We start from the raw sequence: 22,913 nt of genomic DNA on the forward strand, positions 1-22,913 counted from the left end.
GACTCGACGCTCGCTTCATCCGGGTCGCTAGAGCGCTTCGTCGCTCGAGACTTTGAGTCCAAGGAAGCGAGCGCTTGCGGAAGCGGGCATGCTCAGGGTGGCTTCGTGAAGAATGAGCGATTCCGTTTGGCCAAGCGTTCGGGTGTTGATGAGCGAACTGTGCCAGGTGGCGCCATCCTCGGTCCATTCGGGGCCGACCTCGACATTGGCGAGCCCGGAGTAGGTGGCGTAGCGCAGGGTGATCACCTTGTCCTGATAGCTCCAGCCCAGGACGAAGTCCCCCGCTTCCGATCGGTGGTCCAGTCCGAGGGCGAAGTGCTCGAGATTTGAGAATCCATCTCCGTCGGGATCCGCGAGCATGGCGCGGTCCGCTTCGTTTTCAGGGTATTTTTCCTCGGCCCAGGAGGAGAAGGTCCGACCGAAGCGGGCGGTGAGGGCCAAGTCGCGACCGACTGTGGCGGTGAGGGCTTGCGATTTCTCTTTTCCGTAGCCTTCCCAGCCGAGGAATATCCATCCGTCGGCCGGCGCTGCGGTGAGGTTCAGGGTTTGGCCGAAGTCGAAGGTACTGGAATCGGGCAGACCGTCCACTGCTCCTTCGCCCACGATGTTGAGACTGACCTTGTAAACGCGCGGGGTGAATAGCGGGGCAAGGCGAGTGTCTTCATCTAGCGTCAGCAGGTAGAACGCGTCGCCGTAGGGCTTGTCTCCTGCCCAACCGCGGAACTCGTATCCAAAATCCGGTTGCGCCTTGAGACGCAGTTTGTCCTTCCATGCGAACTCCTGCCCGTCTCTCGCTCCGATGACCTGCCCGTTCGGGCTAGGGTCGATGGCAAGATCGCGGCCGGGGACGGTGATCTGCGAAGTCTCCGAAGCGACATAGAAGTCGTTCGACGTGTTGCCATCTTCGGCGACGATGCCATCGGGGAAGCGGGCGCTGAGGTAGTATTGGCTTGGGCTGATGCCTTCAGGAACTGTGGTTTCGATGGTGAAGGCGCGCGCTTCGGACGGGGCGAGCTGGGAGAAGGGGATGGTGGCGCTGCCACCGAAGCCGTCGCTCTCGTTGCGCAAGGTCCAGCTTCCGACGGTCTTGGCGAAGGTGTAGTTGATTTTTGAATCCTTGGCCAGCTGCAGGGTGTCTTGACCGTTGTTCTGAAGGGTTATGCGAAAGCTAATCCGGTCGCCCACGCCGTAGTCGACGTTGGATACGACGAGGTCGCGGATGCTTAGGTCTCGGCTGACTGGTTCGATGAAGGTCAAGTTGTCGGTGTAGAAAACGACGTGATCTTCGAAGGTCGCGACCTTGGCGGGATAGGGGATGATTTGCTCCCACTCAAGTCCGTCGGAGGAGGTCCATACGCTCTCGCCAGCGAGGTAGAACGCGTCGTTGGTAGCCGCTAGGGTGAGGTAGCCGGTGATCGGCAGCGATTGGCTTTGCCAGGATTCGCCGTCGCTGGACAAGCGTATGCTGGAAGTCCCATCGTAGGAGCCGACGAGGGCCCCGAGTCGAGTGTCGGTCGCGGCAAGTTGAACGCTCCCGCTGGCCTGCAACACTTGGGAGGAGCGAGTGAAGTCGTTTGAAAGCCGGATGACGGACTCGCCCCAGTGGGAATAGATGCTCCCCTTGAAGGAAACCGGCTTGTCGAAGAGGCGTTGGTCGTCCTGAGGATCGATGCGTTCCCATTTCAAGCCGTCTTTCGATCGGGCATAGGCGGTATGGTCGACCCGATTGATCTCGTAGTCGATGAGCAGCCAGAAGTAGTCGCCATCGCTATACAGCTCCTCGATGTCGAAGTAGACGTTTGTCAGCCATTCTGGATACGCAACTTTTGTCCAGTTGACTCCATCGACGCTTCGATGCAGACCGAAATGCCAATCGCCGAGGTAGACCCCGCTGGCGAAGACGGTGTTTTCCTCCACACGGGTCTTGGTGCGCTGCCATTGGCCGCCCGAATTCCTAAAGTAGGATTGGTAGTCGGTCACGGCGATCACGGGGTCGATGCCGATGATCGCGATGTTCTCGCGAAACCCGAAGGAGTCGAACGTCTGGCTGTACAGGCTGCCATCGACACCAACAAAGGAATAGGTCGAGCCGTCGTTCGCGGTGAATGCCAAGCCGGAAGGCGAGGCGACGAAGGGACCGATGCGAAACGCGTAGCCCTCGAAGGGAATGGGTTCGCCGAGCTGCTCCCAGTCGATGGCGTCTCGGGAGCGAAGGACGACCATGAACGGGTTGTCTCCTGAACGGGTGGTGAAGGTGTAGTAGTAGCCGTCGGAGTAGCTGATCTGTTGCCCGTAGAAGGAGTCTTCCATAGCGAACCACGTTTCGCCGTCCGCGGTGTAGTGGTAGCCTGATGACGTTTCCAAAAAGAGAAGGTCTCCGACTTTTCGCAGGTCGTAAGCGGATTCCTCTGGAAAGAGCGCGCTCCAGACTTCCAGATTTCGGCTGGTGGAGACCTCGTAGTAGCCCAGGCCGACATAGGTATCGCCGACTTGGTAGACCTTTGAGAAGTTTTCCAGTCGGGTCCAGCTTCGGCCGAGGCCGCCGACGAAGCTTTGATCGAAAGCGTTGAAAACTAGATCTCGTGAATCCGGTTCTACGGAAATGGTTTCTTCACCTGCTGGAAACCAGTTGATGCCGTCGCGTGAGAGCATGGGAGCCCAACTCAGTCCGGCGATGAAGAGACCATTCTCGCACACCACACCGTCCGAATCGAAGTTCCCGGTTTGTATCCAATGTATCCCGTCATGACTAAAGAGAGCTCCTTTTCCCTGGTAGCCAGCTACGAAACCGGACGGATTGGCAGCGATGCTGGTGAGCGGCTCCATGCTGGGAGTCTGCAAGGTTTTCCAGTCGATCCCGTTGGTGGAGAGGTGTACCCGACCGCCGTCGCTCACGCCGTAGTAGGCGCCATGATGGAAGATGAGATCGTTGAGCGAAAACTCGTCGCTGGGCTTTTTCACCGTGAGCAGCGGCGGCACTTCGAGGGCGATGCTGTCGGCGGCTCGGTTGCCATCCTTGGTGTAGGTGACGACCTCGACGAGATACTGTCCAGCGGTCTCTGGAGTGAAGCGGAAAGCGCGACGGTTCGCCGGCAGCGTTTCCCAAAGCTCTCCATTGATGAGCAACTCAGTGCGGTCGATGCTCTCGATCGGCGCGGATGCCAAAAAGCGCAGGTCAAGCGGAGCTCCGAGCTGGCTTCTCATGGTGCTGGGATGGCTGACGAAGCTCGTTTCGCTGAGATTGGAACGGTGATGGCCTAGAATGGCGATGCCGCGTTCGGAACTGGTGACGATGGCCTGCCCCGACTCGGCGGCATTGGAGAGAATCGAGCCGTGATTGTTCACCAAGGTCGGGCTTGCCGCGATCTGCTTCCAGGAGTCGCCATCCGAAGATGTGAAGTAGTAGTCATCCCAATACAGAGCGAGGAACTCGCCATCGATGAAATGGACCTTGTAGACGAAGTCGCTGGAATGGTTGGGCAAGGAGAGGTTGGCCTTGCGTTGCCAGCTTTTCCCGTCGCTCGATGTGTAGCACTTGTTTTGGGCGAAGGCGAGAAAGGTGTCGTTTCCGAAAACCATGGAGGAGAACCGTGCCCCCTCGGGCAGGGATTGCTCGGTCCACTGAATGCCGTCCTCCGAAGTGTAGAGGTCGTCCTCCGAATAGGCGACGAAGACGCCCTTGCCGTAGACGAGGTGGGTCGCGTTGATGCCGGAAACGCTGTTCCATGTCTTTGCGTCGGTGGAGTGCTTGATGCCATCCGGCCAGCTGATGGCGACGAAGCGGTTCTCTTCGAAAACGATGCTCTCGAGATTGACGCTGTGTTTGCTGAGGCTCGATAGGGTGCTTCCGACGTGGTTTTCGCTGAGGTAGACGCCGTTTCCGTAGACGAAGCGCCCGTAGCCATGGTCATAGGTGTTCGACGCTTCTCGAGTCCAATTCGCTCCGTCGCCGGAGCTGTAGAGCCACCGGCCGGAGGAGGCGATGAAGCGGTCGTTGGCGTAGCTGATGGTGGCGTTCGAGTACCAAGACTGGGCTTGGTTGTCAAAGTGCAGCGATGTCAGCTCGTCTAGCGGCGTCACGCCTTTGTTGGTAGAGATGATTCCTTCGCCGTCCTTGAAGGTCAGAGGCGGCGTCCATGGAGATTCTTCGGTGTATAGGAACTTTCGATACTCGTAGCTCTCGCCGTCTACACGGTAAACTTCCAGTCGGTAGCGTGGAGGGTGGAGTCCTTCGTTATCCAGCGTTTCCAGAAGGAGGTAGACTTGATCTTGGTCCTCGTCGATGACCACATCATCGAGCCTGTCCTGGCTGAAGGGAAAGGTGGTCCAGTTTCGGGCGTCTTTCGAGACCCAGAGCGTCTCGACGTCTGCGTATCCATAAAGCCACCACCGTCCGTCGCCGTATTGAGCGATGGTTAGTTGGCCGGTCGGCCCGGAATGCGATGACCACGTGATGCCATCCGGGGAGGAGTAGATGGCGCTGAAGCGAGCGGCGACGAAGAGTCCATTTCCAAAAGCGATGGTCTCTCCCCATTGGCCCGTAAGTTCAAGGGTTTTGGTCCAGGAGGAGGCGTCGGTGGAGTGGTAGATGCCGTCTGCGGCGCGAATCGTGTAGTTGCCGGCACCATACGCGATGGAGTAAAGCGACTTTTCGAACTCCTTTTTCTTCGTCCAGTGGAGCAGGTTGGGAGAGGTGTAAACCGCCTTGTCGGAGATGAGGGTGTAGAAGTCGCCGTTCCAGGTGATGTCCCTGCTCTCAATGTCCACGGTTTGCCAGACGCGTCCATCCAGGGAAAAGGAAAAGGGCCCCGAGCGAGTGGTGACGAAGTAGTTCCCAATCGTTTTCAAACCGTGGGTGGAGACGCTCGAAGACGAAGGCCCCGTCCACGCGTAGGCGTAGAATTCGTCGCGATCCGAGACGACGAGGTAGGCTGGCTCTGAAAGAACGCTGGCGGCCCCTTTGGTCGCTCGTAGTTGGTAGAATCCGCTGTCGGCGGATTTGGCGTTTTGCAGCGATAGGGTCAGATCGTTGGCACCGGGAATCGCTTCTCCATCCTTCAGCCATTGCAGGTCTGGTGTACCGGAGCCCGGATTGAGCAAGGCGGATAGGGTGACGCTCTGTCCTTGTTTTATGGATGCAGGCGCGGGGTTGCGTATGAACTGGAAAGTTCCGGCGAAGAGGCTCAGCACGGCCGAGCGACTGCGCAAGGTCTGGTTAGGAAAGCGGAGCTCCACGGAATAGCTGCCGAGGTCCTCTTTCGTGATCGCTGGGATCTCCACGTTGGCGCGGGTGGCGCCTTGTATCGCTGCGCCGTCCTTGAACCATTGATAGCTTGGCACGCCGTCTCCCACGGCCACTACCGAGAAGGAAGCCCGGTCTCCCAGTTCCACGGACTGATCCTTCGGATGCACCAGGATGCGGGGCGCCCCGATGTAGCTGCCCTCCAAATGGAAATCCGAGCCGAGGGCCGACAGGGAGTCCACGGCGATCGCGTAGGTGACGCCTGCGCTGGCCTGAAACACGAGGTTCGACTGGCTGCCTGACTCGAAAGAGGCCTCGAGCGGGGAAAGGGTCGCTAGCGCCTCTCCGGTGAAAACGCGGGTGAACAGTCGACTCGAGGTTTGGGCGATCTTGAGGTAGACGCTTCCGGACTGGGGAGCTTTCCAGCGGTACCAGACGCTCGCTCCAGTGGCGGACGGGTGTAGAGGCGTTTCGCCTTGTTCGAGACTCGCTGCCGTATTGCGTCCTGATACCGTGAATACGCTTCCTTCGAGAATCGTAGCGTTATCGAAGGCGTCGTTTGGCGGAGCGATCACCAGCTCAAGAGAGAAGGGGCCGAGGCGCTCGTTCACGCTGTCGATTTGTAGGAAGTACGTCTGGTGGGCGAGGATTTCCCAGTTGAGGACAATCGGACCGTTGCTTTCTGTCGATGATGACGTATCCACAAGCTGGATATTTGAAAGGGAACTTCCCTGAAAGATGGAGAGAGCTCCAGCGAAACCGGTTGGGCTCAGCTTGATTTGGGCCACGCCTGACAGGTGGGGCGTCCATATGTACCACACCGTAGCGCCTTGGGCGTTGGGGGCGGGGAGCGGTTCGCCGGATTCCCGAGTTGCTAGGCTCAGGGATCCGCTGCGCCGGCCGCCAAGGCTCGAGAGCTCCTCCGCCTGGGCGAAGGTATCGTTCACAGGCGCGTTGGACGCTCCGGTGACGGCGCGATGCACGTTGAGTCGACCGGAGCTGAGGCAAACGCGCGACAGATCGGTTCGCAGCTCGACCGAGTTGAGCAAGCGGGCCAGGTTTCCCTCGGCAGAGTTTTTCGGGAACTTCGCCTTGATCAGGGCTAGGGAGCCCGCCACCAGAGGGGCGGCCATCGAAGTGCCCTCCAGTTCGGCGTAAGCGTCATCGGCGGTATGGAAGGCGCTGATCGCTCGGGCCGGTGCGGCGATATGGGCGAGGCGGGGACTGTAGTTGGAGTAGAAGGACAAGGTGTCGTAGTTTTCGGTTGCGACGACGGTGACCTGATTCGGGATTTGGTAGGCGGCGGGGTAGGTCGGCGTCTCGTCGAGGTCGAGGGATTCGTTGCCGGCGGCGGAAACGATGAGCGTTCCGGCGTCCGAGGCTCGGGTAAGGGTTTCGTACAAAGCCTCGCTGTTTTCCGATCCTCCCCAGCTGTTGTTTATGATATCGGCGCCATTCGTAATGGCGTAATCGATACATTTTATGGCATCGGAGATCGTGCCGTATCCCGTTTCGTCGAGGAACTTCAGCGGCATCAGCTGGGCGTCCCAGGTGACTCCCGCGATGCCTTTGCTGTTGTTGCCCCGCGCTGCGGCGATGCCGGCGACATGCGTTCCATGGCCGTTGTCGTCGTTCGGATCGCCGTTGTGTTCGATCGCGTTGAAACCGAAGAGGTCGTCGATGATGCCGTTGCCATCGTCGTCGAGCCCGTTGGCCAGTTCGCCCTCGTTTCGCCACAGGTTGTCCTTCAGGTCTTCGTGGGTGGCTCGAATTCCGGTGTCGATGATGGCGATGACCACCTCCGGCGAGGCGTTGATGGTGTCCCACGCTTGCGGGGCGTCGATGTCGCGGTTGGCGCTGCCGGCGCCGAGCGGGTTGGAAAGGTTGTACTGCAGAGGGAAGCGCGGATCGTTCGGCTCGAAGGCCGAGCGTCGGAGGAGCTGATCCGCCTCCACGTAGCGCACGATTTCGGGAAGGGCGCCCAAGCTTGCCATGCGCTGCGGAAGCGCGGCGAGGTTTTCGGTTTCCGGGAAATGAAATCGAAACAGATCGCTATTGCGGGAAAGCGGCTCCGCGGCGGCTCCAAGAGCATCGGCGACTCGCTCGATTTCGGAGAGGCGGCTATTGGCGGTGGCGGCCACGATGAATTCGTTGGCTATGCTCAGGCTTTCTTTGACCAGTTCGCCTTCGTGAATATGCCCTTGGCCGTAGTAGGTTCTATCGAGGCGGAGCAGCGGGCGGTGGAAGCGGGTCCGAGCGATGGTGGTTTCGACGCGGTAGGGTCCGGAGTCGACCGAGCTCTGATGGACGATCTGCTCGGAGATCGATTGGAACCAGGCGAACCGTCTCGCCGGGCTGGCGGAGAGTCCCAGATCGGGAGGGCTCGTTTCGACGGTAGTCGAAGCGTCGCCGGCAATCGGAGCGAGGGCTTTAGTCGGGGAAATGGACTGATCGATCGCTGCCGAGTGGCTTTTTTCGCCAATGTTGAGCAGAGAAAGAACGAGGACAGCAGCGGAAGAGATGGCGAACGCGAGCGCCAGGGCGCGTTTGCTCGAAAAAAGCTTATTCATCAGCAGAGCTTGGTGCTATCACCTAATAGCTAGTTGCGTGCCCCCGTCTAGCTCATTGATGAGTTTACTACGTAAAAAACCGCGGCCCTGAGTGGGACGCGGCTAGAGGTTCTCGAGCGCTAGGCCTCGACGCGATCAAGCAGGCTGCTGGAGCATGGCGGCGATGCGGTTTTCCAGGGCGCGATGGCCAGCCTGGTAGGGCTCGGCGTAATTTTGAGCGAAGGCGTCTGGGAAGATGTCTTCGGTGCCGGCTTCGATGCCGTCGACGATCGCTACGGCGACGTCGGCTGGCGAGGTGGTTGGCAGGGTCATTTCCATGTCCTTGATGATGTCGGTCTCGACGGGGCCCGGATAGATGCCGATGACCTTAGTGCCTTGGGCGGCCAGCAGCAGGCGGCTTCCGCTGATCAGGGAGTGCACGGCGGCCTTGGAGTCGCTGTAGGTCGGGATGGCGGGGAAGTTCGAAAGTCCGGCCACGCTGGAGACGGTGGCGAGCGAGCCGCCTCCGTTGGCCTTCAGAATGGGAGCGAATGCCCGGGTGGTGTACAGCACGCCCCAGTAGTTGACCTCGAATTCATGTCGAGCGGCCGAGAGATCGCCGCCGAACAGGTCGGTGCTTCCGAGCACGCCCGCGTTGTTGATGAAGAGGGTGACGTCTTCGGCTTGGCTGGCCGCCGCCGCGACTTGTTCCGGATCGGTCACGTCGAGCTTCACTGCAACGACGCGATCCGCGTACTGGGAAACGAAGTCAGCTACGCCATCGGTGTTGCGAGCGGCGGCGTAGACCTTTTTCACTCCGCGATTGAGCAGCTCCTGGACGATGGAGCGACCGATCCCACGGTTGCTGCCAGTTACAAATGCGACGGTATTTTCGATAGTCAGGCTCATAATAGTGTTGGTTTTCAGTTGGATAGAAAGATAAATGAACGGTCATACAAAAACCTTTCGCTGATCCGCTTGTCAAATAGTTATTGAACAAAAGTTCAAAAACGATTTCGTAGGTGGAGGTATGGCGCGTCCGGTGAAACATTGTCGCGAGAGCTTGCTTGACCAAGCGACTGACCTCTTCTGGGAGAAGGGCTATCGTGGCGTGTCGATCAAGGACCTGGTCAAGCAGACCGGGGTGCTTGCGGGCAGCATCTACTCCTGTTTTGGAAACAAGGACGGGATCTACACCGAGTGTCTCCACCACTACGCGAGCAAGGTGAGCGTTTTCTACGTGCGCGCTGAGCAGGCGGAGGGACCGCTGCAGCAGATCGAGGCCTTGTTTGAGGAGCTGATCAGAGACGTGATTTCGGATGCTCAGAATCGCGGCTGCTTCGTGGTGAACGGTCTGCTGGAGATCGCCCAGGAGAAGCCGGAGATCCAGAAGGTGCTGCGGGGTTACGTCAGCTGGTCGGAAGGCTGGATCGAATCCCGGCTGCGCCAGGCCCAGGAGCAGGGGCAGATCGAGCCGGACGTCGATGCCGCTGAGTTGGCGAACCTGTTGTTTGGAATCGTCTTCGCGGTGCGGGTGAAGACGCGAGCAGGGGAGAGCGAGGAAAAGATCCGTCGCTACGTCGAGCAGATGGTTTCCGCCCTGCTGGGGCCGGTTCGATGCGATTCGGCGGCCTAGCTGCCGAGGATTGGCGGGTATGGGCTGTCGCGGTCAGACGCGGGTCGACGGCGACGATCAGTATTGGTAGGTCCCGAGTCGAAAGAAGCTTTGTCGAGAGCCAGATTTTTGGGGATCCAGTTCGATGTCTCCATTCCAGTCGGACCAGTTGATCAGGTCGGTGGAGAAAAGGATCGGTAGCGGACCTTCGACCTCGATCGACGGGGTCAGGCGAAGCTTTCCTTGGTGGTGTTCGAGCGAGAGCCATGCTCCGGAGCTGGGGTCCGCGGGATCGGTCCCAAGGTGGTATTCGGTGATGTTGGAAAGGCCGTCCTGGTCGAAGTCGTTGGAAAACGGATCCGTCATTTGCTCGATTTCCGCATTCTCGATGGTCTCGGCCAGCCAGCTCGTGAAGCTATCGTAGGGTTTGATGGTGACCGTCATGGTGTCGGTGGAGCGGTTTCCGAAATGGTCCTCGACGGTCAGCTTCGCGATGTATTCGCCCTCTCGCAGATAGGGAGTGATCTGGGCGCTCTGGTACTGGCGGCCTCTGATTTCCCAGGTCCATTTCTTGATCGCCCAGTCGTCGCTGGAATTCAGACCGTTGAGGAAGGGATATGCCATTGCGTAGCTGTCTCTGAAGAGCACGATATCTTGGCCCGCGTCGGCTATCGGACTTTGGGGGCCGAAGAAGGTCGGATTGGGGGAGAGCGGGTTCCATGCCTCTTGGTAGTGGTAGTAGGGGGTGCCGGTATTCAGCTCCTGTCCGCTCAACAGGAGCTGTCCGTTGTTCAGCAGGACGAGTGTGCGCAGGGGCGTCACGGTGAAGTCTGCGACTTCTCCGCGCAGAAGAGCTTGGGGAGAAGTGAGCTGGGCGTCGGAACCGATTTCGCCCAGGCCGAGGCTGCCGTTGGAGTCCTGTCCGAGCGCCCACAGGCTGCCGTCCTTTTCGAGCCAGAGGGTTTTGCTCGAGGCGACCTTGGCCTGTCGAACCGCTGCGTCCGTGAGACGCACCAGTTGGTCGCTGCGCGCCAGGTCTCGGTGGAGCCCAAGGGCGGCGCCGTGATTGTTTCCCAATCCCCACAATGATCCGTCCAGTTTCGTGATCAGGAGACGTCGGTCGAAGTAGTCGATATCCGCGGCGCCGGAGGAGAGGATGCGAATCGGGGCGTTGGGAGGATTCGCTTGCTCGTCGACATCGCCTTCTTCGCCCGGGCGCAGGTTTGCTCTGCCCCAGGCCCAGACCGATCCGTCCGTTTTCAGAATCACCGTTTCCTGCCAGCTGGCGCGAACCTTGGCCACGCCGGATTCGATGACTTTGGTCCAAGCGACGAGCCTTTCGGCGGACTCGTGGCCCAAGTTCTGATACTGGTTGTCGCCGCAGGCCCAGAGGGAACCGTCTTTTAGAACCGCGAACAAGCAGGCGTCGCCGACGGTGAAATCCACTGCGCCCGACTCGATGACTTTGGTGAACGGGGTGAGCTTGCTGGAGAAACCCGTCCCGAGCTCGCCCTCCTGGTTTGTTCCGGAAACCCAGATCGCTCCAGCGGCGTCGATGGCCATGGTCCGGCCGAACCGTCCCGAGATGCGTTCGATGTCGCTCAGGGGGAGTCGGAGGAAAGTCCTGTCGTTGGCGAGAGTGAATCCAATGTTCGACCGATCGACTCGGCCTCCCGTATAGACGTCGCCGTTTTCCAGCAGAAAGTAGAGGGTTTGGTCGTTTGAATCGAGTGCTCGCAGAGCTGACTTTCGCTGCACGGTGACGCTAGTCTGGCTGGTGTGCGTCAGGCCCTCCGTGTCCTCCACTTCGAGCGTGACCTCGGTTTTGCCCAAGGGGAAGCGAGCGGAAATGACCTTGCCGACCTCGGTCTGGTCGTTCCAGCTCCACCGCCAGGTCTTGATGAACTTGTCGTCGGTGGATTGGCTGCCGTCGAGGATGGCTTCGGCGCCGTCGCGTCCAAGAAAGTCCTCCAGCGTCTGAGGCGGTCCGGCCTGGGCGACGGGAGCCGAGTTCGTCGTGGGGTTGGGAGCCTCCGCCAGGAGTATGGGAATGCCGCTTGGGGCTGCGTCGAACGGGGGATCGCGGTACGGGGAGCTACTCGTCGTCTTAGCCCATACCGAGCCATCCTCCAAAAGGAAGAGCGTGTAGCTGCCGTCTTGACTGACTTTCAGCGCACCCGAAGGAAAGTGGCTGATCGGCGCCAGCACGGGCTGGAGACTTGCGTAGTAGGAATAGTCCGGCGGTTCGTAGGCGTAGCATTTTCCATCTTTGTCTACCATCGCCAGTCGGTTTTCTGAGGCGGAGAGCGAACGGGGTGAGGGGCCGCTGAGCAGGACCCGGTTCCCTCCCGAGCCGAAGATGTAGGAGCCGAATTCGAGCTCCTCCCATCGATTCGCTTTTACCCCGATGCTGCCATCCACCGACTCGTAGAAAAACGAGTTTTGGTCCATGGAAAGCAGCCGTTTGACGAAAGGGCCGTCCCAAGCCGAGAACGTGTATGCGTAGCGCTCGTCGTCGTAGCTTGTTTCCAGCAGTTCGCCCGTTTCTAGCAGGAGGTAAGTCTTGCTATCGGACGTGGCGATATCGGATACCTGCGATGGGTGGATCGGGATCAAACTGCCTTCAGGCAAGTTCGAGGTGGGGCCGAGTTGGCCGCTGCCATTCCTGCCCATGCCGAGCGCTGAGCCATCGTCCATGAGAATCAAGCTGTGGTAGTCTCCGGTGGCGATTTTCTTGGCTCCGGAGGAAACGATTGGGACGAAGCCTTTGCTAAACTGCGCGGCTCCGAGCCCGAGCTGTCCGTAGCCGTTCGATCCCGCGCCCCAGACGGAACCGTCGTCTTTCAGCACCAAGCAATGGCTGACTCCAGCGGAGACTTGAGCGACCCCTTGGTTGAAGAGAGGCAGGAGGACGTCCTCGGTGTCCTGGATGAAACTTCTGCCGAAAAGGCCGTAGGTGTTGTAGCCCTGGGCCCAGAGTGAACCATCCTCCTTGATGACGAACATGCGGCCGTCGAAGGTATAGACATCCACCGCTTTGCTGTGGGGAGCGACCACCACGTCGATGGTTTGCGAATCGCTGCGTCCTTCTCCGTCGGACACGGTCAGAGTGACCGCGTTGGATCCCTGCGGGAGGTCGATCAGTACGCGGGGCTCCTCGCTGGTCCCTCCCTGCCAGCTCCATGCGTAGCTCGTTACTTTCCAGTCGTCCGTGGATCGCAACCCGTGGAGCGTGACCGAAGCGATGCCGTCCCTTCCTCGTGCCACGTTATCCGATTCGTGAACTGCGATCGCGGTGGGGGCGAGATTGGTGAAGGCGTCGTCGCGGGTGCTGGCGGTGATCTGCTCCAAGGGCTGCCTGGTGTGGCTGTTCGAACCGTTTCCGAACTGGCCGTTGCGATTGTCGCCCCCGGCCCAGACCGATCCGTCGACCAGCAGGGCTACGGTGAAATCCCCATCTGAGGTGATACGCTCGACGCGGCCGGGGATGAGGCTGATCAGCTTTCCTTCGGTGGAGATGTTGCCCTTGTAGAGGCTGACGAGATTGGAACCGGTTCCCAGGACCTCGCCCGTCTTCAGCACCACGTAGGTCCCGGAAGACATCGCTTGAACGGAGCGCACGCCGGAGTCGACGATCTTGTGGAGCCCTGGCACGGCGTCGTTTTGTTGCCCCAGTCCGAGCCTGCCCGAGTTGCCGTTGCGCCCGGCTGTCCAAGCGCTTCCGTCCGCCATGGTGAATGCCAGGTGGAAGTAGCTCGCCGAAAGGTCGGTCACGCCAGAGTCCACAACTTTTCGAAAGCGCTGGTGCTCTTCCTCGTCCAGCTCCGGCGAAATGTATTTCGAGAGCTCGCCGCTGATCCAGAGACCGCCGTTCTTGTCCAGAAGAGCGGAGAAGCCGTTCCCGGCCACGGCCTTGACGGCGCCTGCATCGAAAACCACTTGCAGAGAGGCGGGGTCGTCGCTTTTTGCGAAGCCCAGTTGCCCTCTGGAGTTCCCGCCGCAGCCCCAAACCTTGCCGTCTTTGGTGACCAGGAGGATGTGGTTCCAGCTGCTGGCGATGGAAACCGCGTCGGCTGCGAGGATTTTGGTGAAGGTGTCGACCTGGGTCTGGCCTTCGACACCGAGTTGCTGATTTTCATTGCTGCCGATGCCGAACACCGCCCCCTGGGACGTGCGGAAAAGGGTGTGTCCGTAGGCATCGACGATCTCGACCACATCGTCGAGGGCGATCTTCTGGAAGTCGAGCGACGGGTAAGAGGAGGTGGGAAGACCGAACTGCTTGTTCAGGTCGGATCCCGCGGCGAGCACGGTCCCGTTTTCCTTGAGGAGGTAGAGCCGATTGGGGCCGGACACGATGTCGGCGACTTCCGAATAGGCGCTGATGGAAAAGGAAATGGTATCCGTATCCGTCATCCCACTATCGTTGGTGACGGTGAGGGTGACAGTGGTGGCGCCGACGGGCAGCCTCGCCTCCGCCGTCTCGCCGCTCGCCGAACCGCCGTTCCAGCTCCAGCGCCAGGAGCTGGGGCGTAGCCATCCCGAGCTGAGCGAGCCGTCGAGGCTCACCGTATGAAAACCGTCATCGTCGCTGTCCTCGAAATGGGTGCGGGTTTGATTGGTCGCCACGGCGACCGGATGCGTCGGTTTGTAGGAGCGGTAGGCGACGACCTGGCTGGAGATGTTGCGAATGGTGCGGGCGTTGTCGGCATTCACCTTGCCGGTGGCGGCGCCTCTGTACTCCTTGTTTGGATTCGAGAAGACGTTGATTTGGGCTCCCGGGGCGTAGGCCATCACGGTGCGCTTGGTCTGGCCTCTCGCGTCGAAGCGGTAGCCGTAGGAGTAGGGGTAGATGCCCCCCTTTTCCGTATTGTCCGGATCGTGTGCCGCTCCGAGGTTGTGTCCAATCTCATGCTGCAGCACGAGGTCGCTGAGGGCGTATTCGGCGGTGACGATGCCGAAACCCGCGCTTGGGGATCCTGAGGTGTCGTCTAGGATCCAAGCTATGCCGATGGAGTCCACGCCGTAGGTGTCTCCACGAAACAGATACACGAGGTCGGCGCCCGTTTCGTTGCGCCATTCGTGTACCGCGTCCATGACTCCATCGTTCGGCTTGGTCAAGTGCTCGATGTCGACGCCCATGTCCTGCCCATCCTCCCAATAGTCCACCTGCTTGATGCCCACCAGACGGAGCTGGGTGTTGGTATCGCTACCGGCGAAGGCTTCGTTCGAGCTGACGATGCAGGACCGGGCCAGGGCTTCCACGCCGTCGGCCCCTCCGTAGTCGTTGCTGACTCGCTCGGTATAGACGATCAGCACGTCGATGGTGCGGGTGGCCGTGGCCGCAGGCAGGGCGGCCACGCTCCCTGGGATGAGCAGCCAGAGCAGCCAGATTCGGACGACGCTCGCCCAAGTCCGTCCATGTGGGCGTGTTGCGCGGCTGCTAGCGATCATGGGCGCAAGCGGCGCAGGGTTTGAGCTGTTGCAGGTCCACCTTTTCGAACAGCTGTCTGCCGGAGGCATGGTTTCGGATTTCCCACGAGATCCCTTGCTCAGGCAGACGGATAACGCCTGCGACGCTATCGCGAACGTAGCTGAGAATGGCTTGGGATGAATCGCTACCGATAACGGCGCCCGAGAAGGTGCCTTTCTCTGGGCCTGATGATTCGATCAAGCGCAGTCGCAAGGCGTGGCGGGATCCGTCGGGAAGGGTGGTCGAGAGGGTGAAAGAGGTCTGCGCGTCCCATTTCGAGGGGGCGGGATCGATCGAGACCAGCCATTTGCCCAGCTGGTGCGGGTGTCGCGGGTCCACCTCCAAGCGCTCAGGGTCGAGGCTGAGGGCTAGGTCTGTCTCGTAGCTGGTCGAAGGCTCGCTCCGAGCAGCCTCGACAACCGACGGTTGGGGGCGTTCCTGCGTCGCTTCGGCCGGGACCGCTTCCGCCGTTTCCGGAGGACTGGGCGCGGTCATTTCCCTCTGAGCCATGGTCCCGTCCGGCCAATTGGCCAGTACCAAGAGGAGGGCCATCAGAGCCGAAAACAGAGCGAGGTATTTGGTGCGGGGTTTCACGGACAGGTGTTCGGGCTAAGGATAATGGTCGATGTCGCGCGATCAAGCTTTCTTAAGCAATACTACTGAACGTGTCCGAGGAAGCGTCTCGCCTTGATGCCTCGCTTCGGTCTCTCTGAGCTCGGCGGAGCCGAGGGCTTGCCTCGGGATGGCGAGACGGGGGCGAAAATATGCGCTCGGCCGCTCGGGGGGCGAAACGGAATAGCTGCGCCAGGGAGGTCAGTGTATCTAAAGTTAGGATACGATCGACCGCTCGATCGAAAGCGCTTCCGCTGGAAGACGCCAGGGGCGCTGAGGCTGGCCGCTGGGCCGGTGGCCGCTACTTCATCCAGTTCAGCGAAACGCCGCTACCTTTGGCTTTCTTTTTGGGCTTCGGGAGAACGCTTTCGATGTATTGGATCAGCTCGCCGCGTCCGGCCGCGGTTTTCGAGGAGCAGGGCAGCATGGGTGGGATGGGAAACTCCAGGGCTTCCAGCGTTTCCTCGTAGATGGCGAGGTTTCGCTGCCAGGCGTCCTTGGAAAGGGTGTCGGTCTTGGTGAAGACGAGCGAATAAGGCTTTTCGCGTTCGTTGAGCCAGTTGATGAACGCAAGGTCGATCTCGGTGGGCTCGAAGCGCGAGTCGACCAGAGTGAGGATCAGCTTCAGGTTCGGGCGCTCGGTGAGGTAGTCGCCTGCGGCGAGGTTGAAGCTCTGCTCCTCGCCTTTGCCCACTTTGGCGAAACCGTAGCCGGGCAGGTCGACCAGGTTCCAGTTCCCGTTCATGGTGAAGAAGTTGATGAGCTTGGTCTTGCCTGGGACCTTGGAGACTTTCGCCAGATCCTTCTGCTTGGTTAGGGTATTGACCAGAGAGGATTTGCCCACGTTCGAGCGACCGATGAAGGCCACTTCCGGCAGCTTCGAAGGCGGGCAGGAGGCGAGGTCCTTGGCGCTGGTCAGGAAACGGGCGGCGATGGTCTTCATGGAAAAGGAAAAGACATGAGGCGGGAGGAGAGTCAAAGGGAAAGGCGGTTGAGGGATTTCGCTCTTTCCACAGGCTCGAGGATGTCTTTGCCTTGGGAGCTATGTGGAAATTCTGGATCGACACGGGAGGAACCTTCACGGACTGCATCGCCTTGACGCCAGAGGGTGAGCGCCGACGTGCCAAAGTGCTATCGAGCAGCTGCTTGCGAGCGAGTCTCGTATCCAAACTTTCTGACGACGAAGTGGAGGTCGATATCGCCCAGGAACTGCCGGATGACTTTTTTCGTGGATACACGTTTCGCGTTTTGAGTCGGCAGCCGTTTGAAAGCGCGGTAGTGAAATGGGACGCTGACCGTGGCGTCGCCAAGCTGGACCGAGTTCTGCCGGAAGTGCAGAAAGGGCAGTTGTGCGAATTTCAATCCCCCGAGGAGCCGCCCACGCTGGCCGCTCGCTTGATCACCGGGACATCGCTTGATGATGCCCTGCCGCCGCTTGACATGCGTTTGGCGACCACTCGCGGAACCAACGCTCTGCTTGAACGCAAAGGAGCCAAAGTGGGACTGTTCGTGACGCGTGGGTTCCGAGACTTGCTGAAGATCGGCAATCAGCAGCGGCCCGATCTATTCGAGCTCGGTATCCAGAAACCGGATCCGTTGACGGAACGCGTTTACGAAGTCGATGAGCGTCTGGATAGGAATGGCGAAGCGCTGAAACCGTTGGACGAGGTCGCTCTAGCTGAACTGATCGCTGAGGCGAAACGGAACGGCGTTGAGGCCTTTGCGGTGGCGTTGATGCATAGCTACCGAAATGATGTTCACGAAAAGCGTATCCGAGAGATGCTTACAGAAGAAGGATGTCGCTACGTCTCCCTGTCGTCGGAGCTTTCGCCCTATGTGAAGTTGTTGCCGCGGACGGAAACGACGGTCGTGGATACCTATCTCGCTCCTATCATGGAAGCCTACCTCGATGCGGTGGAGGAGGCGATGGAGAGGGGTGAGCGAGCTGGCGAGGAGCGCGAACCCGGAGGTCTGGCGCTGTCTACGCTGCGGGTGATGACGAGCGCGGGCGGGTTGGTAGGTCGGAAGCAGTTTCGCCCCAAGGACAGTTTGCTGAGTGGACCGGCGGGCGGCGTGGTGGGTTCGTCGAGCGTCGGCTTGGCAGCGGGACGCCCGAAGACTATCGCCTTCGATATGGGCGGCACCAGCACCGATGTGTCGCGTTTCGACGGGCAGTTGGACTATCAGTTTGAGCAACGCATCGGGGCGGCTCGCGTCTACGCCCCCAGCTTGCGCATCGAAACCGTGGCGGCGGGCGGCGGCTCGATTTGCTGGTTCGACGGCACGGCGTTGCGTGTAGGGCCGGAGAGCGCCGGGGCCAGTCCGGGTCCCGCTTGCTATGGGGCGGGCGGGCCGCTGGCGGTCACCGATGTGAACCTATTGCTGGGACGTTTGGATGCATCCAGATTTGGAATACCGGTTTTCGAAGAGGCGGCTCGCGAGCGATTGCGCGATCTGCAGGAGCAGATCGAAAAGGCTTTGGGAAAACGCATCGGCGAGGACGAACTGTTGCAGGGATTTCTGGAAATCGCCAACGAGCGCATGGCGGAGGCGATTCGAAAAATATCGGTGGGTGCGGGCTATGATCCGGCGGGCTTCGCTATGGTGGCGTTTGGAGGAGCGGGCGGTTTGCATGCTTGCTCGGTGGCGAATCGTCTCGGCATGGATACGGTTTTGTTCCCCGCGGATGCGGGCTTGCTCAGCGCCTACGGTCTGGAGCGGGCAAAGCTGGAGCAGTTTGCTGGTCGGCAGGTGTTGCGGCCGTTTTCGGAGGTCGTCGATCTCATCGAAAACTGGGTGGCCGATCTGGGAAGCGAAGCCAGCGACAAGCTGCGCCGCGACGGGCTTGCGGAATCCGAGGTGGAGCTGCTGCCGGCGAGGTACGAGCTTCGTTTCGCAGGACAGGAGTCCATCCTCGTCGTGGAGGGTGGACCCGCCGAGAGCATCGCGCAGCGCTTCGAGGCCGCTTACGAGGATCGGTTCGGCTTTCTGCCGACGGGCCTAGCGGTGGAGTTGGTGGCGATTCGCGTGATCGGACGCGGCGGCGCTAGCGACGCAATCGACGAGCGGTTTGAGACGGGTGAAGACGTTTCGCGCGATCGCTCGCGTTTCTTCATTGACCGGGCGGACCTATCTGTAGGCGACCGCCTCGAAGGGCCTTTAGTGATTCAGGATCCCTACAGTACTGTATTTGTGGATACGGGCTGGGTGACGGAAGTTGGGAGCCTAGGAACGCTTCGCCTGCGCAAGGTTTCCGCTGGCGGGGAGACTGGTCGTCAGCTTGATGAGGTCGTAGACCTGGAGCTTTTCACGAACCGCTTTTTGGCTCTCGTCGACGAGATGGGCGCCTTGCTCGAGCGGGTGGCGTTTTCCACCAATGTGAAGGATCGAAAGGATTTCTCCTGCGCCCTTTTGGATGCCGAGGGCTACCTCGTGGCGAACGCTCCCCATATACCGGTGCACCTCGGCGCTCTGGGCGTTTGCGTGCGGACCGTCGTCGAGACCATGGACCTCGGTCCCGAAGACGTGGTGGTGACGAATCATCCCGCTTTCGGAGGAGCCCATTTGCCGGATGTCACCCTGATCGCTCCGGTGTATTCAAAGCATGGATCGCGACGGATTGGATATGTGGCCAATCGCGCCCACCATGCGGAGATCGGTGGAATCAGCCCGGGCTCCATGCCTCCGAACGCGGAAAATCTGGCCCAAGAGGGCGTGGTTATTTCTCCGTTCAAGCTCATCGATGGAGGGCGGGCGAATTGGGACGATCTGAAGCGGCTTCTCAGCGAGGGGGATTATCCGAGCCGATCGCTGGATGAGAACGTGGCGGATCTCTCCGCTCAGCTGGCTTCGATTCGCCGTGGGCAGGCCGCCCTGCGAGAGCTCGCTCGTTCGGAGGGAGAGGAACGCGTGGACCGTTTCATGGGGTTGCTCAAGAAGCGAGCGGCGACAGCCCTGCGAAGAGCGATGGAGCAGAGCGGAGAATTTGGGAAAAACAAGGGAGAGGAAAACGCGCCGTGGACGTCGCGTTCCACCCGGGAGCGCCTGGACAATGGAGCCGAAGTCTGCGTGACGGTTTCTCGTCAGGCGAGCGGCAAGTGGATGATCGATTTCGAGGGATCCGCCGGGGTGCAAGCGAGCAATTACAACGCGACGCCTGCCATCGTGACCAGCGCGGTGATCTATACGCTACGCCTTTTGGCTGCTGAGGATATTCCTTTGAACGAAGGATTTCTTGATGTGGTTGATATTCGGATACCAGAGGGAATGCTGAATCCGACTTTTCATCAGGATGCCAATCGTTGCCCTGCGGTGGTAGCGGGCAACGTGGAAGTTAGCCAGCTTGTGGTGTCGACCTTGATCAAGGCTTTCGGGTTGGCTGCGTGCAGCCAGTCGACGATGAACAATCTGATCTTCGGAACGAGCCGTTTTGGCTACTATGAAACCATCGCGGGCGGCGAGGGGGGCACGCCTCAAAGGGACGGAGCCAGTGGCGTGCATACCCACATGACGAATACAGCGATGACGGATCCTGAGCTGATGGAGCTGCGCTATCCCGTCCGCCTGGAAGCCTTTCACCTGCGAGATGGATCGGGAGGAATAGGGGCCCGTCGTGGCGGGGATGGTGTGGTGAAATGTATCCGTTTTCTGGAGCCGGTCACGTTGTCATTGCTGACGCAGCGGCGTGAGCGGCCACCGTTTGGCATGGCGGGCGGAGAGCCTGGGAGTTGCGGGCGGCAGGCGCTGCTCAAGCCGGATGGCAGCGAGGAGCGTTTGCCAGGGAATGGATCTTTCGAATTGGCAGCCGATAGCGTGTTGCTCGTGGAGACGCCTGGCGGCGGCGCTTGGGGAGAGGGTAATGATGAATAGCGAATGGTGAAGAGGAGTCGAGGGCGATGGTGACAAAAAAAGCGATCCTCTAGTCGTGAGGATCGCTGGGTGGTGGAATCTCTGATTCTTCTTATTTGAGCTTGTTCGCGATGACGCGGTCGGCGGAGAGCTTGCCGCCGCCGGAGATGACGCCGATCAAAGCCAGGCCGATGACCAGAAGATGATACTCGATGCCTTCGCCGGCCTGGTTGCCGTACCAATTCATGAAGAAGCCGTTCGCGGTATGCCCGAAGAACATCGCCACCGCGATGGTGGTTCCCACCCCGAAAGCGGCCACACGGCTTAGCGCTCCGAAGAGAAGGGCGATGGGCCCTAGGAACTCGGCTACGATGGCGAGAAAGGCGAAGAGGGCAGGAATGCCCATGTTTTCGGTGAAGAAGCCCATGGTGCCGCTGAAGCCGTAGCCCCCAAACCATCCGAGCGCCTTTTGGGCCCCGTGAGGGAAGATCACGATGGCCAGCGTGAGGCGAGCGATGAGCGGAGCGTAGGAATCGGTCGTCGCGAAGAGGCGGGCGAGAGGGGAAATCCCAGACGCTGACTCGGAGAGCGAGGAGGATTGAGAGGATGATGGTGTTGTGGTTGCTGTATTCATTTTTTGTATATGGTTGGTTTCTTAGATTACGTTTTTGAAAGCGAGTGGGTTTGGAGAGACCGTGCCCGTTGTTTGTACGGTTTTTTAGTTTGGCGCCGCTGCCCTCCTCGTTGGCGGGCAGGGGCATCCCGGGGACGTGCCGCCCCGCCGGGGACCTAGCTAAGGTCGAAGAGCAGGACTTGGCTGTCGCTAGTCGCTTCGAGCTCGAGGGTTGTGGCTTCGGAGACGTAGGCGGCGTCGCCGGACTCGAGTCGTTGGCCGTTGAGGGTGAGCGAGCCCTCTGCGAGGTGCAGCCAGACATGTCGCTCTGGTTTGACGTCAAAGGCCAGCTGGTCCGTGGCTCCGAGGCGGGCCAGCCAGAGATCGGCGTCCTGATGGATGGCGATGGATCCGTCGCGTCCTTGTTTGCTGGTGACGAGGTTCCACTGCCCGTTCGGGGCGTCGGCGTAGCTCTTTTCCGCGTAGCGGGGCGTCACGTTCCGCTCGTCAGGCTGTATCCAGATTTGCAGGAGGTGCGCCGCTTCGTCGTCGGATGGATTGAACTCGCTGTGGAAGACGCCAGTGCCCGCAGCCATGTACTGGACCTCGCCGGTCTTGATGATGTGTCCGTTGCCCATGGAATCCTTGTGCTCGAGCTGGCCGCTGAGGATATAGGTGACGATTTCCATGTTGTCGTGCGGGTGGCGGCCGAAACCTTGGCCTGGCATGACGATGTCGTCGTTGATGACGCGCAGGCTGCGGAAGCCCATCCATTTCGGATCGTGGTAGTGGGCGAAGCTGAAGCTGTGGTAGGTTTCCAGCCAGCCGTGGTTGGCGTGACCGCGCTCGTTGGCTCGGCGGATTCTGATGTTAGCGTTGGTTGTCGTGTTCATGGGACGAAGTATGCCACAAGGCTTGCGGTTTTGGGAAAGACTATGATTTTTGGCTGAGCATGCCTTTTAGTTATGGTCACGGGGCGAGGATGGTGTTCTATTCCTGCCTGCAGATCGCTCAGATGGGCTCGGAGAGTGTGGGATGATCTGGTTGGGACTGTTGCTAATGGAGCTGAGACATTTGAGATACTTTATCGAGGTGGCGCTGGAGGAAAACGTGACGCGGGCGGCGGAGAAGCTGCATGTGTCGCAGCCGGCGCTGAGTCGTCAGGTCAGGGATCTGGAGGATGAGCTAGGGTTTCCTTTGTTTCGACGCAGCGCCAAGTCGGTGGCGTTGACGGAGGCAGGTCGCGTTTTTCTGGAAGAGGCCAGCGAGGTGCTGGCTCGATTGGATCAGGGGGTGCTGCGGGCGAAAGAGGCGGCGAGCGGGGAGTCTGGGGACTTGCACGTGGGCTACGCGCCATCCTTGACGGTGAAGATTCTGCCGCCCACCATTCGGGCTTTTCAGGAACGCTTTCCTAAAGTGAAGGTGAAGCTGCACGATTTGTCGTCCGAGGAGATGCTGCAGGGCTTGCGCAAGGGGACCTTGGACCTCGCATGCCTGCCGGAAAACAGGAGCGTGAGGGCTAGCGGCTTTCGGTTCGAGGTATTGCGCATGGAGCCCATGGCCTTGGCGGTCGGGGCGTCGCATCGACTCGCCAAGAGGAAGCGGGCGAAGCTCGAGGAGGTGTCCGGAGATTCGCTTCTCGGGTACGACCAAAGCGAGTATCCGGAGTACGGAAGCATGGTGAGAGAGATCTTTGCCTCCGCGGGCATTGATCGTTCGATCGAAGGCGAGCACGAGAGCGTGACCAGTCTCGTGACCAGCGTCGAGGCCGGTATGGGGGTGGCGATCGTGACGGAGTCGATTTCATGCGTAGCGGGGGGACGGATACGACTGCTTGAAATCAGTCCGGCTCCCAATCCGCTCGTGGTGGGGATCGCTTGGAGGGAGCAGAGCTTGTCGCCGCGCTCGCTGGCGTTTTTGGAATGCGCCCGCCGAGCCAGCGCGGACGGAAACGCGAGATAGGA

General features: G+C 60.1%; 10 protein-coding genes. 3 read left to right on the plus strand and 7 right to left on the minus strand.

Annotation, left to right across the window (positions count from 1 at the left end; all coding sequences use genetic code 11):
- Positions 1 to 27: 27 nt before the first annotated feature.
- Together QEH54_RS10255 and QEH54_RS10260 are read right to left on the minus strand one after the other, a co-directional pair.
- The gene (locus QEH54_RS10255) at positions 28 to 7,812 is read right to left on the minus strand and encodes a S8 family serine peptidase (RefSeq protein ID WP_309018579.1); all 7,785 of its coding nucleotides are present in this window, start codon (positions 7,810 to 7,812) and stop codon (positions 28 to 30) included.
- A gap of 135 nt (positions 7,813 to 7,947) precedes the next feature.
- Positions 7,948 to 8,700, minus strand: coding sequence for an SDR family oxidoreductase (locus QEH54_RS10260; protein WP_309018580.1), 753 nt, complete (start codon positions 8,698 to 8,700; stop codon positions 7,948 to 7,950).
- Positions 8,701 to 8,833: 133 nt separating this feature from the next.
- On the opposite strand from QEH54_RS10260, the gene QEH54_RS10265 reads away from it, so the two are divergent.
- Positions 8,834 to 9,427 (plus strand): TetR/AcrR family transcriptional regulator, encoded by a 594-nt coding sequence (locus QEH54_RS10265; RefSeq protein ID WP_309018581.1) that lies wholly within the window; start codon positions 8,834 to 8,836, stop codon positions 9,425 to 9,427.
- A gap of 57 nt (positions 9,428 to 9,484) precedes the next feature.
- Here the strand turns inward: QEH54_RS10265 and QEH54_RS10270 are convergent, their stop codons facing one another.
- From QEH54_RS10270 to yihA, 3 genes are all read right to left on the minus strand, one after another.
- Positions 9,485 to 14,857 carry a M12 family metallo-peptidase gene (locus QEH54_RS10270; RefSeq protein ID WP_309018582.1) on the minus strand — a complete coding sequence of 1,791 codons (5,373 nt, stop codon included), beginning with the start codon at positions 14,855 to 14,857 and terminating at the stop codon, positions 9,485 to 9,487.
- Positions 14,847 to 15,470, minus strand: a complete 624-nt coding sequence (locus QEH54_RS10275; RefSeq protein ID WP_309018583.1) for a hypothetical protein — start codon at positions 15,468 to 15,470, stop codon at positions 14,847 to 14,849. Before QEH54_RS10275 ends, QEH54_RS10270 begins: the two co-directional genes overlap by 11 nt.
- A 319-nt stretch (positions 15,471 to 15,789) precedes the next feature.
- Positions 15,790 to 16,431 (minus strand): ribosome biogenesis GTP-binding protein YihA/YsxC, encoded by a 642-nt coding sequence (yihA, locus tag QEH54_RS10280; protein WP_309018584.1) that lies wholly within the window; start codon positions 16,429 to 16,431, stop codon positions 15,790 to 15,792.
- A 101-nt stretch (positions 16,432 to 16,532) separates the two neighbouring features.
- On the opposite strand from yihA, the gene QEH54_RS10285 reads away from it, so the two are divergent.
- Positions 16,533 to 20,357 (plus strand): hydantoinase B/oxoprolinase family protein, encoded by a 3,825-nt coding sequence (locus QEH54_RS10285; RefSeq protein ID WP_309018585.1) that lies wholly within the window; start codon positions 16,533 to 16,535, stop codon positions 20,355 to 20,357.
- A gap of 91 nt (positions 20,358 to 20,448) precedes the next feature.
- Here QEH54_RS10285 and QEH54_RS10290 read toward each other — a convergent pair whose 3' ends face one another.
- Entirely contained in the window at positions 20,449 to 20,970 is a 522-nt protein-coding gene (locus QEH54_RS10290; RefSeq protein ID WP_309018586.1) for a DoxX family protein, read from the minus strand.
- 155 nt (positions 20,971 to 21,125) lie between these two features.
- Positions 21,126 to 21,842 (minus strand): pirin family protein, encoded by a 717-nt coding sequence (locus tag QEH54_RS10295; RefSeq protein ID WP_309018587.1) that lies wholly within the window; start codon positions 21,840 to 21,842, stop codon positions 21,126 to 21,128.
- 181 nt (positions 21,843 to 22,023) lie between these two features.
- Between QEH54_RS10295 and QEH54_RS10300 the strand changes: the two genes are divergently transcribed.
- On the plus strand, positions 22,024 to 22,911 hold the full coding sequence (locus QEH54_RS10300; protein WP_309018588.1) for a LysR substrate-binding domain-containing protein: 888 nt from the start codon (positions 22,024 to 22,026) through the stop codon (positions 22,909 to 22,911).
- Positions 22,912 to 22,913: the final 2 nt, after the last annotated feature.

This window comes from Pelagicoccus sp. SDUM812003 (assembly GCF_031127815.1).
Classification (GTDB): Bacteria; Verrucomicrobiota; Verrucomicrobiia; order Opitutales; family Opitutaceae; genus Pelagicoccus.

Coding starts and splice junctions, on each gene's coding strand:
- QEH54_RS10255 (WP_309018579.1), bottom strand. CDS start 7,812: ATGAATAAGCTTTTTTCGAGCAAACGCGCCCTGGCGCTCGCGTTCGCC.
- QEH54_RS10260 (WP_309018580.1), bottom strand. CDS start 8,700: ATGAGCCTGACTATCGAAAATACCGTCGCATTTGTAACTGGCAGCAAC.
- QEH54_RS10270 (WP_309018582.1), bottom strand. CDS start 14,857: ATGATCGCTAGCAGCCGCGCAACACGCCCACATGGACGGACTTGGGCG.
- yihA (WP_309018584.1), bottom strand. CDS start 16,431: ATGAAGACCATCGCCGCCCGTTTCCTGACCAGCGCCAAGGACCTCGCC.
- QEH54_RS10285 (WP_309018585.1), top strand. CDS start 16,533: ATGTGGAAATTCTGGATCGACACGGGAGGAACCTTCACGGACTGCATC.
- QEH54_RS10290 (WP_309018586.1), bottom strand. CDS start 20,970: ATGAATACAGCAACCACAACACCATCATCCTCTCAATCCTCCTCGCTC.
- QEH54_RS10295 (WP_309018587.1), bottom strand. CDS start 21,842: ATGAACACGACAACCAACGCTAACATCAGAATCCGCCGAGCCAACGAG.